At 56.6% G+C, this 13,313-nt stretch carries 14 protein-coding genes and 1 pseudogene; 3 read left to right on the plus strand and 12 right to left on the minus strand.

Annotation, left to right across the window (positions count from 1 at the left end; translation table 11 throughout):
* The first annotated feature begins 209 nt into the window (after nucleotides 1–209).
* A complete protein-coding gene (locus BA6348_RS00875) occupies nucleotides 210–575 on the plus strand; it encodes an ArsR/SmtB family transcription factor (RefSeq protein WP_007779391.1) in 366 nt (121 codons plus the stop codon).
* A gap of 13 nt (nucleotides 576–588) precedes the next feature.
* Here the strand turns inward: BA6348_RS00875 and BA6348_RS00880 are convergent, their stop codons facing one another.
* Complete coding sequence (locus BA6348_RS00880; RefSeq protein WP_007779394.1) at nucleotides 589–2,775, minus strand: heavy metal translocating P-type ATPase; 2,187 nt, start codon at nucleotides 2,773–2,775, stop codon at nucleotides 589–591.
* A gap of 139 nt (nucleotides 2,776–2,914) precedes the next feature.
* Here BA6348_RS00880 and BA6348_RS00885 point away from each other — a divergent pair, with 139 nt between their 5' ends.
* On the plus strand, nucleotides 2,915–3,358 hold the full coding sequence (locus tag BA6348_RS00885) for a FixH family protein (protein ID WP_122952416.1): 444 nt from the start codon (nucleotides 2,915–2,917) through the stop codon (nucleotides 3,356–3,358).
* Nucleotides 3,359–3,371: 13 nt separating this feature from the next.
* Here the strand turns inward: BA6348_RS00885 and BA6348_RS00890 are convergent, their stop codons facing one another.
* The 9 genes from BA6348_RS00890 to BA6348_RS00925 all read right to left on the minus strand — a co-directional run bounded on the left by BA6348_RS00890 (nucleotide 3,372) and on the right by BA6348_RS00925 (nucleotide 10,474).
* Nucleotides 3,372–4,058 (minus strand): sulfite exporter TauE/SafE family protein, encoded by a 687-nt coding sequence (locus BA6348_RS00890; protein WP_005832663.1) that lies wholly within the window; start codon nucleotides 4,056–4,058, stop codon nucleotides 3,372–3,374.
* 174 nt (nucleotides 4,059–4,232) lie between these two features.
* Complete coding sequence (locus tag BA6348_RS00895) at nucleotides 4,233–5,627, minus strand: sensor histidine kinase (protein ID WP_025847218.1); 1,395 nt, start codon at nucleotides 5,625–5,627, stop codon at nucleotides 4,233–4,235.
* The gene (locus BA6348_RS00900; protein WP_122952415.1) at nucleotides 5,624–6,304 is read right to left on the minus strand and encodes a response regulator transcription factor; all 681 of its coding nucleotides are present in this window, start codon (nucleotides 6,302–6,304) and stop codon (nucleotides 5,624–5,626) included. The genes BA6348_RS00895 and BA6348_RS00900 overlap by 4 nt, the downstream gene beginning before the upstream one ends.
* A gap of 462 nt (nucleotides 6,305–6,766) precedes the next feature.
* Nucleotides 6,767–7,378 carry an alpha/beta hydrolase gene (locus tag BA6348_RS00905; protein WP_005832657.1) on the minus strand — a complete coding sequence of 204 codons (612 nt, stop codon included), beginning with the start codon at nucleotides 7,376–7,378 and terminating at the stop codon, nucleotides 6,767–6,769.
* Complete coding sequence (locus tag BA6348_RS00910) at nucleotides 7,378–8,325, minus strand: ring-cleaving dioxygenase (protein ID WP_122952414.1); 948 nt, start codon at nucleotides 8,323–8,325, stop codon at nucleotides 7,378–7,380. The genes BA6348_RS00905 and BA6348_RS00910 overlap by 1 nt, the downstream gene beginning before the upstream one ends.
* Nucleotides 8,322–8,981, minus strand: coding sequence for a nitroreductase family protein (locus BA6348_RS00915; protein ID WP_005832654.1), 660 nt, complete (start codon nucleotides 8,979–8,981; stop codon nucleotides 8,322–8,324). The genes BA6348_RS00910 and BA6348_RS00915 overlap by 4 nt, the downstream gene beginning before the upstream one ends.
* Before the next feature lie 250 nt (nucleotides 8,982–9,231).
* Nucleotides 9,232–9,639, minus strand: coding sequence for a hypothetical protein (locus tag BA6348_RS27785; protein WP_307723504.1), 408 nt, complete (start codon nucleotides 9,637–9,639; stop codon nucleotides 9,232–9,234).
* Nucleotides 9,640–9,767: 128 nt separating this feature from the next.
* On the minus strand, nucleotides 9,768–9,956 hold the full coding sequence (locus BA6348_RS27790) for a hypothetical protein (RefSeq protein WP_007779412.1): 189 nt from the start codon (nucleotides 9,954–9,956) through the stop codon (nucleotides 9,768–9,770).
* 41 nt (nucleotides 9,957–9,997) lie between these two features.
* Complete coding sequence (locus tag BA6348_RS00925) at nucleotides 9,998–10,474, minus strand: hypothetical protein (protein WP_122952413.1); 477 nt, start codon at nucleotides 10,472–10,474, stop codon at nucleotides 9,998–10,000.
* Nucleotides 10,475–10,647: 173 nt separating this feature from the next.
* On the opposite strand from BA6348_RS00925, the pseudogene BA6348_RS27915 reads away from it, so the two are divergent.
* A pseudogene (locus BA6348_RS27915) lies at nucleotides 10,648–11,743 on the plus strand (helix-turn-helix transcriptional regulator).
* Between the two features lie 69 nt (nucleotides 11,744–11,812).
* Here the strand turns inward: BA6348_RS27915 and BA6348_RS00935 are convergent.
* Both BA6348_RS00935 and BA6348_RS00940 read right to left on the minus strand, forming a co-directional pair.
* Complete coding sequence (locus BA6348_RS00935) at nucleotides 11,813–12,751, minus strand: coiled-coil domain-containing protein (RefSeq protein WP_005832647.1); 939 nt, start codon at nucleotides 12,749–12,751, stop codon at nucleotides 11,813–11,815.
* Nucleotides 12,752–12,860: 109 nt separating this feature from the next.
* Complete coding sequence (locus tag BA6348_RS00940; RefSeq protein WP_005832645.1) at nucleotides 12,861–13,247, minus strand: VOC family protein; 387 nt, start codon at nucleotides 13,245–13,247, stop codon at nucleotides 12,861–12,863.
* Between the last annotated feature and the right edge of the window lie 66 nt (nucleotides 13,248–13,313).

Below are 13,313 nucleotides of genomic sequence, written 5' to 3' on the forward strand. Positions count from 1 at the left end.
CAGGCAGCAGCCTTGAGGTTTTCTGGAATAATCAGGAAAACTCCCCTATCAAAGAGCTATGACGATCGCCCGCGGAAAATGAGCCTAATCGTTGGAGTTATATGCCCAGTCCGCATTCTTGCCAGCCGGGACTGCAAAATGCCTTTTCTCTTTTCGCGCGAATGTCTATAATAGTAGGACATTGAAGTAAGCAAGAGGTGATTTTTACGGTGGACGACATCTGTGAGATTCAATGCTATGACGAAGAAAAAGTCAGTCGCTTGAAGCCGTACGCTACAGAATCCGAAGGGGTAGCGAAAATTTTCAAGGCGCTCGCCGACGACACCCGGGCGAAAATCATTCATATTTTGTCCATGGAAGACGAGCTGTGCGTCTGTGACGTCGCAGCCATCATCGGCAGCTCCATCGCCAACACCTCGCATCATTTGCGGCTTCTGCGCAACATGGGCCTGGCCAAATACCGCAAAGAAGGCAAGCTCGTCTTTTATTCGCTGGACGATGACCACGTGCGCCATCTGATCTCAGCGGGAGTAGAGCATGCCAAAGAACAGAGATCGACTGTCCGAGCTACGTGATCGCTCGGTTTTTTTATTTTTCCATGCGCCCTTTTCGCAAGCGCAAGGAATTCAGCACGACCGACAGCGAGCTGAACGCCATGGCGATTCCTGCCAGCCACGGCGCCAAAAAGCCGAGCATTGTCGCCGGAATTGCGATCGCATTGTAAAAAAAAGCCCAAAACAAGTTTTGCCGGATGTTTTTCATCGCCATTTGGCTGAGCCGGATAGCGTGGACCACCCCTTTTACCTCGCCGTGCATGATGACGACATCGGCTGAATCCTTGGAAATGTCCGCTCCCGTTCCCAGCGCAATGCCGACGCTCGCTGCGGTCAGAGCAGGCGCGTCGTTGACCCCGTCGCCGACCATGGCGATTTTTTTCCCTTTTTCTTGCAGGCGCAAGATCAACTCCGCCTTTTGGGCAGGCAGCACTCCCGCGTACACTTGCTCGATTCCCGCCTGTCTCGCCACGCTTTTCGCCGTATATGGGTTGTCTCCCGTAATCATGATGATGTCCTTGCCCATTTTTCGCAGTTGGGCGACCGCTTTTTTCGCGTCTCTTTTCAACTGGTCCGACAGCACCACATACCCGGCCAGCCGCCCGTCGATGGCTGCGAGCAGCACCATTTTCCCTTCCGCTCCGTGCCGCACCAACTGATCGAGCACAGTGCCGATGTCCACGTTGTTTCGGGTCAGCAGCTTGGGGGAACCGACCACCACTGCATGCCCTTCCACTATCGCCTCGATTCCATAGCCGGGCAGCGAGGAAAAGGACGTGGCTGTCGGGATGGACAGCCCCTGTTTTTTCGCATGGGCCACAATCGTTGCCGCCAACGGGTGCTCAGAGGTCATTTCCGCCCCGGCCACCAGGCGCCAAAACGCCGCCTCGCTCCATCCGCGCGTGTTGACGCCGACGACCTCGTGCGCCCCTCTGCTCAACGTGCCTGTTTTGTCAAACACAATCGTGTCGATCTTTTGCAACGCCTCCAAATACTTTCCCTGCTTGAACAGAATGCCCATCTGCGCCGCTCTGCCGGATACGACTAGGATCGACATGGGAGTAGCCAGCCCGAGTGCGCACGGACAAGCGATAATGAGGACGGCAATCGCCTTTTCCAGCGCCCCGCCCAAGTCTTGAGGCGCAAAGACGTAGTACCAGGCCAAAAACGTCACAGCGGCAATCGCAATGATGATCGGCACAAACACATCGGTAATTTCATCCGCCACCCGCTGGATCGGCGCCTTCGACAACTGCGCTTCCTCCACCGTACGGATCACCTGCGTCAGCGCCGTGTCTTCCCCGACCTTCGTCGCCTTGACCTTCAGCCAGCCGCTCTGGTTCAGCGTCGCCCCGATTACGGAATGCCCGCTCCATTTTTCTACAGGCAGGCTTTCCCCCGTGAACATCGACTGGTCGACGCTCGCGTGCCCTTCCAGCACGATCCCGTCCGTCGGTACCCGCTCGCCTGGCTTGACGAGAAAAATATCGCCCACCGCAAGCTGCTCGACAGGAACCGTACACACCTCTTCGCCGCGCACCACATGCGCCAGCGCCGGTTGCAGTTCGTGCAGTTGTCCGATGGCATGTTTCGTCCGGTCCTTCGCCATCGCCTCCAAATATTTGCCCAGCAGTAAAAACGTGAAGATTACCGCGCAAGACTCGTAGTAGACAGTCAGGCCGTGATTCGCCTGCCCGATGGTCGTAAAGGTCAAGTAATGGCTGTACAAAAAAGCGGTCGAGGTGCTCAGCACGACCAGCACGTCCATGTTGGCCGAGCGGTTTTTCAAGGCGTTCCACGCCCCGATGTAAAACGATTGCCCGATGAACAACTGAATCGGCAGGGTCAGCGCGAACTGGAACAAAGGCGCCAGAAACAAAGGCGGCACCCATAGAAACGACGTCACAGAAAAATGCGCCGCCATCGCCCACAACAGCGGCATCGTCAGAATGGCCGAGAAAATAAACCGCCAGAGCAGCGCCCTTTTTTCCCCTTGCGTCTCTTCCTGCTTCAAGCTCGCGGAAAAACCGAGCTGCTCGATTTTCGTCATGATCTCCTGATCGTTGGTTTGCGAAGGGTCAAAGGCTACCCGCGCCTTGTTGGTCGTCAGATTGACGTGTACCTCCTGCACACCCTGGACCTTGCGCAGCCGTTTCTCAATCCGGTTGGCACACGCTGCGCAGGTCATGCCTGTAACCTGATACGTTTGGTGGATGGTCATGAAAAAACTCCCCTTCAGCTTCCGAACATGTCCTCATGTCCAACCTATGCGCCAGGACCATCTCGTAGAAGATGAAGTATGAACGGCAGCGGCCGTGAATACGATAGGGAAGCTTGTAACTCATGGGAAAGTGGTGAAAATGATGCGCAAATCCGTCGCCCTTCGGCTGTCGTGCCTGCTGTTGGCTCTGTTCGCCCTCATTGGCTGCGCCTCCCAGGACCATGCCGGGCACGCCAGTACCGCTGGCACGCAGCAAGCGAACACGCCGATGCTTGAGGAGCTGTCGATTCCTTTGCAAGTAGCGCTCGATCCGTCCCCGGCCAAAAATGTGCAAGAAAACACGCTGCGCATAACCGTTCCGGCCGAGCATGCAGCCAAGCTGGAAACTGCTACCGTATCCGTCTCCCTGACCATGCCGAACATGGACCACGGGGCAATCGTCTTCGCGGCCGCGAAGGAAAAGGAAGGCGCGTACGTCGCGCAAATCGTGCCGACCATGCTGGGCGATTGGCTGGCTACGATTACATTCGAGCTAGACGGCAAAGCCATGAGCGCCGCCTATCCTTTTCGCGTCGAGCCATGAGCCGCCGCTTCGCCTACCACAGCCACGGATTGACGGTAGGAATCCAGCCGTTGATCGCCAGGCCGCGCAAAACAGACAAGATTCCGATACATAACGCGAGCGCATTGCCGACGAAGAGCACCTTGGAACGGAGTGTTTTGGTCAGAACGAAGGAAAACAGGCCGATCGCCACGAGCGCGGGCAAAGTGCCCAGGCCAAACACGCCCAAAGTCGCCATCCCTTGCGCCATGCTTCCGGTCGCGGCTGCTTTCATATGCATCGTATAGGTCAGCCCGCACGGCAAAAAGCCGAGCAAAAGCCCGCTGACCAGTACTGGCGCGATTCCTTGCCGTGATTTGAGCAGGTGCAACAACTTTTGCGCGGACGAAAGCTGGAGCGGGCTGTATTTGTCCAAGGGCAAAGCGAACTTTTTGACGACCCAGAGAATGATGAACAGCCCTCCGGCGATATTGGCAATGCCCTGCAATCCGATGACCACGCCTGCCGCATTCACAAACGACCCGGCGAAACCCATGAATGCGCCTACGGCCATATACGTCACAATCCGGCCCGCATTGTAAGCCAGAATCGTTTGCAACAGAGACGCTTTGGACTGAAGCGTCATGGCCGACATGATCCCGCCGCACATCCCCAGGCAGTGGGGAGCGCTGAACAAGCCTGCCAGAAAGACGAGCCAGTAATCGTAGAGTCCAGTATTCATCCCGCAGCCCCTCTTTGTCGGAAAAAAGTATGGTTTTGCGCTGTTCGCCGTCCGGGCACTTTTCCGCGAATTTGCATTTGCCTCTGCGTCGGAAAGCCAACATCCTTTTCCTAGCGTAATGGATAGCCGCTGCATTTATGACTCCGCAGCAAACGAAAGCGCCCCCGGCCTGTCTTACTTCCGGGGGCGTTCATGCGCGGGCAGGCTGACCTTGACTGTCGTGCCTGCTCCTATGTCACTGTCGATGTCGATGCTGCCTTTTGCCGCCTGCACGATTTTATGGACGATCGCGAGTCCAAGCCCGCTGCCTGTCGCTTCCCGATTGCGGGACTTGTCCCCTTTGTAAAAGCGCTCAAAAATATGCTGCCGCTCCTCCTCCGAAATGCCGATCCCCGTATCGCGAATCGTCACGACGAGATCAGACGGCGCTTGCTGGATCGACAAGGAAATCGTGCCGTGCGGCGGAGTAAACTTGATGCTGTTGGACAACAGGTTGATCCACACCTGATTCAGCAGTTGCTTGTCTGCCGTGATGAGCGTGTCCGGCAAATCCAGCTCTAACTCCAGGCTTTTTTGCTGCCATTGGCGCTCCAGCAGCAAAACGACCTGTCGCAACTGCTCGTCCAGCCGATAGACAGTCGGCTCGTACAAGCCCGTCTCTTTATCCAGTGAAGCGAGCGTCAAAAGCTGTTTGCTCAAAGATGAGAGACGGCGGCTCTCCTCCTCGATGATCGTCAAGTACTCATCCCTCTGCACCTCCGTCACGCCACCGCTGCGGATCGCCTGCGAAAAGCCCTGAATGGAGGCGAGCGGAGACTGGATTTCGTGCGAGACGTTGGACACAAACTCCTGGCGCATGTCATCGAGCTGCTTCAGCGACTCGGCCATTTGCGCGAAGTTGGCAGCCAGTTCGCCGATTTCGTCTTTGCGGGCGATGTCGAGCTGGATTTCGTACTCGCCTTCCGCCAGCTTTTTCGTCGCGTGGCTCAGCTTTTGAATCGGCCGCACCAAATAACGCGTAAACACCAGGATGAACAGCAGGCTGAGCAGAAACATCGCAGCCAAGAGCACGGCAAACATTACGTGGACTTCGCCAAATTGCTGCTCGATGCTGGGCCGCACAAACAAGGCGTATGTTTTCCCTTCCGCTTCCAGCGGCAAGCCGATGCTGTTTTTCAGCGTATTCTCGAAAAATCCGGTCACGAACAACCCGTGCTGTTCTTCCGTGATCCCTCTGTACATTTCCCCGGCCAGCACCTTTTGCACCGTCTCTCGTGCGAGCTGGTGGTCGCGAAAAGGCGCGCCGAACGATGTCGCTTGTCCGCGCTCGTCCACGAGGTACAACTGAAAATTGAGGTTGGCGACATGTGTCATAAATGCGTGCAGATCCATGCCGGATTTGTCCGTGTACAAAGCAACGATCTCCTGCCCGATCCGCGCAATTTTCTGTTCGTTGTAGGCGCGCATGTTGCGCTGGTAGTACTCGTTGGCGAGCAAAAAGCCGAGCGTTCCGCTGATGAGGACAATCGCGACAAACAGGAGGACGACCCGGAAGTAGAGCGATTTCATCCGTTGCGCACCTCCAGCTTGTAGCCGAGGCCACGAACGGTCGAAATGACAAAGTCGTCCGTTTTGTCCGTAAACTTTTCCCGCAGCCGCTTGATGTGGACGTCAATCGTGCGGCTGTCGCTCTCGTTGTCTCCGCCCCAGACCAAATCCAGCAGTTGATCCCGCGTAAAGGTCCGGTCGGGAAAGCTGGCGAGCTGGGCGAGCAGTTCGAACTCCTTGAGCGGGAGGTGTACAGCTTCGTCCTTGATTTTCACGACGTGGCTCACCCGGTCGATGACGGTATGGTGCATGACAATGACCTGTTTGCTGACCATCTGGTAGCGGCGCAGCAAGGCTTTGATCCGGTAGAGCAATTCCGTCGGCTCAAACGGCTTGGTCAAATAGTCGTCGGTTCCGGCCAAAAACCCTTTCTCCTTGTCCCGCACCTCGCCTTTTGCCGTCAGCATGATGACGGGAAGGTCGTAGTAGTCGCGAATCTCCTTGCACAGCTCCCAGCCGTTTTTGCCTGGCATCATCACATCGACAATCGCCAGTTGCACCTTCTCCCGCTCAAGCAATGCCGACGCCTGACTGCCATCTGCGGCAGCCAGCACCCGATACCCTTCTTTTTCCAAATAAAATCGCAGTAGTTCGCGAATGTGCGCATCGTCGTCTGCTACGAGAATCGTTATTTTCATCTGGCTCCCCTCCTTACGTTCCGGCACGTATCCAGAGACTTGCGCCAGCGGGCTGAAGCTTGCCAGCCAAATCGCGGGCTGATCTGATTATACAAGGTAGCATCTCCTTTGTTTCAGCCTGTTACGCCATTTCTTGGGATGTGATCGCCACCTGATAGGCGGGTAGGTTTTGGCCACTTTGTTGGCTGCTGCTGGCGTTAAAGCTCGTCTGCATGCCCGCATGGCTTGCGGTTCCCTCATGATAGCGGAACTGTATGAACGTCAGATGAACAAGCGTTGACAAAACGGCGTAGATGCGGCTTGCGACAAGCTCGGGCCGCTCCCTTCTGTGCCTTTTCCTCTAATCGTTTCCTCCGATCGGAATGTAAGGAAATCATGATGCCGCTGCTCGGCCCAAGCGGCGTCGGCTGGCAGGAACACGCAAAAAAGCAGCAGAACGTCGCGGCTCTGCTGCTTTTTTTGTCACTCGCTAAACTGTTTCGCAAACCATTGGGCCGAAGTCTCTACTTCCATCCTGGTCAACTGGTGGCCGTTCGATTCCCAATGCAGCGTCACGTCGGCACCCGCCGAGGCCAAAAGCTGCTTGAGTTCCTCGGACTCCAGCGGTGAGCAGATCGGATCGTTCGTTCCCGCCCCGATGAACACCGAAAGTCCGCTCATGTCAGGCAGAGGAATCCCGCGCCGCGGAACCATCGGGTGGTACAAAATCGCGCCGCGCAGCGGATTCGAATAGTGAAACAGCAGGCTCCCGGCGATGTTGGCACCGTTGGAATACCCGACTGCCACGATGTTTTCCCTGTCCAACTGGTATTGGACCGCTGCCTGATCCAAAAACTCGTGCAACTCCTCCGTGCGGTAGACCAAATCTTCCTCGTCGAAAACACCCTCGGCCAGACGGCGAAAAAATCGCGGCATGCCGTTTTCCAAAACATTGCCTCGGACACTGAGCACAGAAGCCCCCGGATGGATGAGCTGCGCCAGCGGCACCAGATCGTTTTCGTCTCCGCCCGTGCCGTGCAGCAGCAGCAAGGTGGGAGCGGCGAGGTCCGTTCCTTTGCGAAAAATGTGCTTCATTACTTATCCTCCTCCAGTACGCGTACAGTGATCGGGGGCAAGCCTTGCTCGATCTGGGCGCGATGCGGCTCGTACCACTCTGGCAGCATCAGCTTTTCGCCCAATGCGTCAAACGGTTCGTCGCGCTCAAAGCCTGGCGGATCGGTGGCAATCTCGAACAAGATTTCGCCCGGCTCGCGGAAGTAGATCGCATGGAAATACTGGCGGTCGACGATGTCTGTCGGCTGAAGGCCCGCTTGCGCCACGCGCGACTGCCACAGGCGATGATCCTGGTCGTCCTTGGCCCGCCAGGCGATATGGTGGACGGTACCCGCTCCCCCTGCTCCCCTTGGCATCGGCTCGGCATTGACGTCAATGACATTGCCCAGGTCGCCGTGCGCCCGGAAGCGGACGAGGCCGTTTTCTTCGCCTACTTTGGTCAGGCCCATCAGTTTTTCCAATACTGCCATGGTGTGGTCGGGCGCGACACTGTAGAGGATCGCTCCCCCGAACCCTTTGATCGCTTTGTCAGCCGGGACGCCTCCGAATGCCCACTTGCTCGCGGGGCCGCCTTCGCGCTCGACAAGCTCCAACTGCAAGCCGTCTCTGTCGGTAAATTGCAGGTACGTTTCGTGAATGCGTTCCACACGCTTGTACTCGACGCCGAACTTGTTCAGGCGCTCTTCCCAGAAAGCCATGGAGCCTGTCGGAACCAGAAACGTCGTATAGCCAACCTGCCCGCCGCCTACACGGCCGCGGCGCGCTGTCTCCCATGGGAAAAAGGTGATCGCGGTACCTGGGCTGCCTACCTCGTTGCCGAAGTACAGATGGTACACTTCCGGGGCGTCGAAGTTGATTGTTTTTTTGACCAGGCGCAGGCCGAGAATCCCTGCGTAAAAGTCGACGTTGTCCTGTGCGCTTTTCACAAAAGCGGTAATATGGTGAATGCCTGCTGTTTGCTGTGTCATTTGCTTGTACCTCCTGTTTTTGATTCGGACCGGAAAGTGTTGTAGCTGACGAACTCTCCGACTGGCTTGCGGTATCCTCGTACACGTTGGCTGGACGTGTCTTCTTTACCGATCGTAATCATCATCGCCGGGACGTAGCGGTCAGGAATTTGCAATATCTCGCGGACCGCCTCCGGATCGAAGCCGATCATCGGGCAAGTATCCCAGCCTTTGTCCTTGGCAGCGAGCATGAACAGCATAGCGGACAAGCTGGCGTTGCGAATCGCTTCGTCCCGTTTGAACGGCTCTCCCCCTGCTTCGTAAAAGGAATGGACAGACGAAACAGTATGATCGTATTCGCGCTGGTCCATGACGCCCAGGTGCAGCAGCCCTTCGTTGATGCGGCCTGCGTTTTTGTAGGCTTCCAGGTCGCCCAACACGATGATGACTGCCGAAGCTGTTTTTACCTTATATTGTCTCTGCGCCGCTTCATATACTCGCTCCTTCGTCTCCGGGTCTGTGACGACGACATAGTGCGCGTGCTGCAAATTGAAAGCAGATGGCGCAAACTTGACGAGCGACATGATGTCCTCGATGTCAGCCGTAGAGATCGGAACGGACGGGACAAATTTATTGGCGGACCGCCGTTTTTTCACCAATACAGAAAACTCGCTCATAAAAAACTCCTCCTCATCGTCGCGAATGGCTTCATTTTTTCTGGATTTTTAATATCTTAAATTTGAGATATTAGAGAAACAAAAACGTTGGATTGCGATTGCGCTGGATACTGACTGCACGCGAGGAAGTCTGGCGACAAGCAAGCGAGTATGTGCAGTGAATATCTTTAATTTGAGATAATTATAAAACGGGAATAACTCCTTGTCAACAGCTCGGGCCGGAAGAATCGTTCTCCCGACCCTGCACAGACTAACGGCTTTCCTTGACAGTGACGCAGAGCGAAGCCTCCTGCTCGAGCCAATTCTTCATTTGTTCCAGTTTAAACAACTGTTCAATATGGTACACCCCATGCGGAAAAGCTTGTGAATACAACGCTTTTGCGACGGCGGCAGCCACTTTGGCGGTCATTTTCGACTGATCGTGCCCGTGCAAAAGACACTCCGCGATGGCCGCGCGCTTTCCCGCTTTTCCCCGTGCCTCGACCTTGACGGCGAAGCGGTCATCGCCCATTTTCAGCCCCGCAAACGCCGCTACGGCTGCCTCGCGCACCCGCGGCTTGCGCAGCAATCGGCACAGCCCTGCCGCAAGCCGCGCTACCCACTCCTGGTCGAAGCACAGCCGCGTCGATACCGATGGGACACCGAGCGTCCGGGCCAATGTCTGTTGATCGGAAAAAGGAAAGCGGTACGCCTGCTTTTTGCTTTTTCCCCAGATGGCCCCCGAAGTCGGCGAGCTTGCCGTCTGTCATGCTTCGGACGGACACCCGGCGGTGATGCAGCGTCACGTCATAGCTGGCGCAGGTCGAACCGGAGCGGACGCACTTTCCCCGCCGTTTCCCGGCAAAACGCTTCCGCTTTTTCCAGGCTGCGCCCTGCCGCATACACGCGGCCGGGGTATAGGTTCCCCAGCTCTTTGCATATTGTCGCGCCCACGTAGCCGTAGCCACCCACTACGACAATTTTGTCTTTATCCATAAGCTCTCGTCCTTTTGCTGTGAAAAACGTCCCGCCGTGTTTCACAAGATGGGTGTGACCGCCTGCGGGCAGGCAAAGCGGTCGTATCGGGTTGGTTTTGTTGACGCAAGTACGCGCCCTCGGCCCAGGCCGATGTTTGTCACTGGCGCGTCCACCGTTCCCTCCTGCAACGTGACACGCGCCGCAAGTCCCGCCTCGGCCGTCCTGCGCTGAGCCTGCGCAAGCATCTGCGCCGCGGCGCTTCGTCGCTCTGGATGCCAGCCAGCAGTTGTTCCAGCGAGTCCCAAGTGGCTACTTTGAACGTCCCTGCTGCCGCTGTGTTTTCCATATAGACGGCCGGAATCAGGGAGGGAGCCTTCGGTGTCAGCAGCGTGATCGCGGCGGCTGGGCTGTCGCTGGATGCGCTCGCCGCTTCCCTTTTGCTGATTGGACGTATCGGCTGCGCAGCCTGCCAAAAGCGCCATGGCAGCGAGCCCGCCGACGAAGACACGGGCAAATTGACGGTAAATAAACGTCATGAGGTCTTTTCCAACTCCTTGCGTAATGGATAGATCGGGGAAATCGGGCGACGAGCGTTGACTTTTGGCCCGCATTCATTAAGAATTATTCTCAATTATAGAGATGAGCCAAGGGAGTACCATCCCACAAATATGGGATTTCCTTCGCTCGCTCCACACAGGAGAACGCGCAGATGAATGCAAAATGGGAAGCAAGCAAACGAAAACTGCTCGCGCTCGCTCGGCGCCACCCCGCTTCCTCCCAGGATTACCGGACGGCACTCCTGCAGTTGCTGCGGGAGTGCCTGCCTTTTGACGGGGCTTGCTGCACGGCGGTCGACCCGCAGACGCTGCTGTCGACAGGCGCGATCACGGAAGACGGCGTGGAAGCGATACACCACGGCATTTTCGAGCACGAATATTTACGCGAAGACTTCATCCGTTACGAACAACTGAGCAGGGCGGCAGAGCCTGTCGCCACGCTGTATCAAGCGACAGGCGGAGAGCTTGCGAAGAGTGAGCGCTACCGCAACGTCTTGCTCCCGGCAGGCTTTGCTGACGAGTTGCGAGCAGCGCTCAAGTACGATGGGGCTTGCTGGGGATTTTTGACGCTGTTTCGCTTTCAGGGGCGTCCTGTTTTTAGCGAGGAGGAGCGCGAGTGGATGGCAGAGCTGGCACCGCTGATCGCCTACCATTTGCGAAAAACAGCCCTCTCCCTGCCAGCCGAGGACACCTCCTGGATGGAGGAAGAGACGGGAATCGTCATGATGTCTGAGCGGCTGGCTATCCACTCGGCCAACGCCACCGCAGACAGGTGGCTTTCGCTGTTGCGCAGGTGGGAGTCGATCGATCGCCACATTTTGCCCCGGCCAGTGCGCGCCGTCTGCTTCCGGGCGTTGGCGCAGTTGAACGAGCCTGCCCCCCAAAGCCTCCATGGCCAAAGTGTGCATCCGCATGCCGGACGGCCCGTATGTCACGATTCAGGCAAGCCCGATGCACGGCATGGACGGCGCTGTCCACCTCGCCGTCTTGTTCGGTCCGGCCAAGCCTGCCGATATTCTCCCGCTGGTCTGCGAAGCGTACGGATTGTCCGAACGGGAAAAGCAGATTCTCGGCCAGATCGTCCGCGGCTCGTCCACCAAGGAGCTGGCCCGCGCGTTGCACATCTCCGCTTATACGGTGCAGGATCATTTGAAGTCGATTTTCGTGAAAACGGGGGTATCCAGCAGGCGCGAGCTGATCTGGCAGTTGTTTTCACGCTTCGGGGTGGAGGCGGGCAGCCGCGAATAGCGACAGCAATAGCAAAAAGCCTGATCGCATCCAGTCTGGTTGGGGACGATCAGGCTTTTGCTTTTTGCCTCACGCATTTTCAATTAAAGCAAGCGATTTTTGCCGAAGCTCGGCTATCTCGGCTTCCACCGCCTTCAGCTCCCGCTGGAGGTCGTTCAACAGACTTTCCACCTTCGACCGCTTTTCCTTCGCCTGGCGCAGCGACGTCGAGATGCGATCCTGGACGATCCAGTCGGTAATGATGTTGTCGAAGAAAAAGTCTGCGAAGGTCAGCATTTCGCCAATCTCGATGCGGATGTGGCTCTGGCGCTGCACGTCTTGCAGCTCCCGCTCGAATCGCCGCAAGCTTTTTTGCGCCTGGTGGATCGACTCGCGGGCTTCGTTGATCCGGTTGTGCTTCATCGCGGTGGAAATCGCACCGCCGCCGAACATGTCCCACGTCCCCCAGGAGCTGGCGGAGTCGAGCTTGTCGATCGCCTTGCGGAGCTGCAAAATCGCGGCACTCCCCGCGCTGATCGCCTCTTGCAGCTCTTTTTCGTGCGCTCCCAGTTCGGCTTCCCGCTCGCTATGTACACGTAGCTGCATCGCCAGCTCAGGCCGCTGCTTGCGAATCAGCCGCTCCTTCTCGACGAGCAGAGCGACGAGCCGCGCTTCCAGATCCGACATCTGCTGCAGCCTGCGCTCTACCTCTGCAAGCTCCTCTTCCAGCTCTTTTACGGTATCGGCCGCTTCCTCGTACTTCATTTTCGCTTGCAAAAGCTCTTCCGTTTCCTTGGACAGCTTCTCTTCTTTTTTTCCAATCAGGCTGTAAAAAAACGCGCCAAAGGACATGCCGGTCAATTTATCCACGTCGCGCTGCTCCCGCTGCAATTGCTTGTGCAGCAACTCGCGTTTTTGCACGGCTTCTTTGTACTGCTCCTGCAAAAGCTTCACATTGTGCTCCGCATGAAGCTTTTGGCGCAGTTGGGCTTTGACTTGTGCAACCTGGCCGTTCAATTCCTGAAACACGGCTACCCCTCCCCTGCAAACCCTTTCTTTTTTCATACGGGAGCAACGTGCAAATGTTTCAGTTTTTGGAAAATGGCCGTTCCTTTTCCTTATCGGCGCTCTGCCCTGCTCAAGACATTTGATAAATTTGGATCAGATTGCCGCACGTATCGTCCAATACAGCCAAGGTCACGTCTCCGGCTTCCGTCGGCGCCTTCGTAAAGACGACGCCGAGCTTGGTCAGCCGCTCGTACTCCTTGTGAACGTCGCTCACTTCAAACGCCGTCGCCGGGATGTTTTGCTCAAAAATGGCTTTTTGGTAGGCCAAAGCCGCAGGATTCGTGTTTGGCTCCAAAACGAGTTGCACACCATCCGGGTCTTCCGGAGACACCACCGTCAACCATTTGACCCCGCCCATTGGAATATCCATTTTGGTCACGAACCCGAGGACGTCCGTGTAAAACTTGTGCGCCTTGTTCTGATCGTCTACAAAAATACTCGCCAAGCTGATTCGCATAGTGGCCCTCCTGCTTTTTTTCAAGTTTATTCCGCTAGTGTACCCCACTCAAGCCGCTTGCCTACC

Source organism: Brevibacillus agri (assembly GCF_004117055.1).
GTDB classification, from domain to species: Bacteria; Bacillota; Bacilli; order Brevibacillales; family Brevibacillaceae; genus Brevibacillus; species Brevibacillus agri.

Coding starts and splice junctions, on each gene's coding strand:
- BA6348_RS00880 (WP_007779394.1), bottom strand. CDS start 2,775: ATGACCATCCACCAAACGTATCAGGTTACAGGCATGACCTGCGCAGCG.
- BA6348_RS00885 (WP_122952416.1), top strand. CDS start 2,915: ATGATGCGCAAATCCGTCGCCCTTCGGCTGTCGTGCCTGCTGTTGGCT.
- BA6348_RS00890 (WP_005832663.1), bottom strand. CDS start 4,058: ATGAATACTGGACTCTACGATTACTGGCTCGTCTTTCTGGCAGGCTTG.
- BA6348_RS00895 (WP_025847218.1), bottom strand. CDS start 5,627: ATGAAATCGCTCTACTTCCGGGTCGTCCTCCTGTTTGTCGCGATTGTC.
- BA6348_RS00900 (WP_122952415.1), bottom strand. CDS start 6,304: ATGAAAATAACGATTCTCGTAGCAGACGACGATGCGCACATTCGCGAA.
- BA6348_RS00905 (WP_005832657.1), bottom strand. CDS start 7,378: ATGAAGCACATTTTTCGCAAAGGAACGGACCTCGCCGCTCCCACCTTG.
- BA6348_RS00910 (WP_122952414.1), bottom strand. CDS start 8,325: ATGACACAGCAAACAGCAGGCATTCACCATATTACCGCTTTTGTGAAA.
- BA6348_RS00915 (WP_005832654.1), bottom strand. CDS start 8,981: ATGAGCGAGTTTTCTGTATTGGTGAAAAAACGGCGGTCCGCCAATAAA.
- BA6348_RS27790 (WP_007779412.1), bottom strand. CDS start 9,956: ATGGATAAAGACAAAATTGTCGTAGTGGGTGGCTACGGCTACGTGGGC.
- BA6348_RS00925 (WP_122952413.1), bottom strand. CDS start 10,474: ATGACGTTTATTTACCGTCAATTTGCCCGTGTCTTCGTCGGCGGGCTC.
- BA6348_RS00940 (WP_005832645.1), bottom strand. CDS start 13,247: ATGCGAATCAGCTTGGCGAGTATTTTTGTAGACGATCAGAACAAGGCG.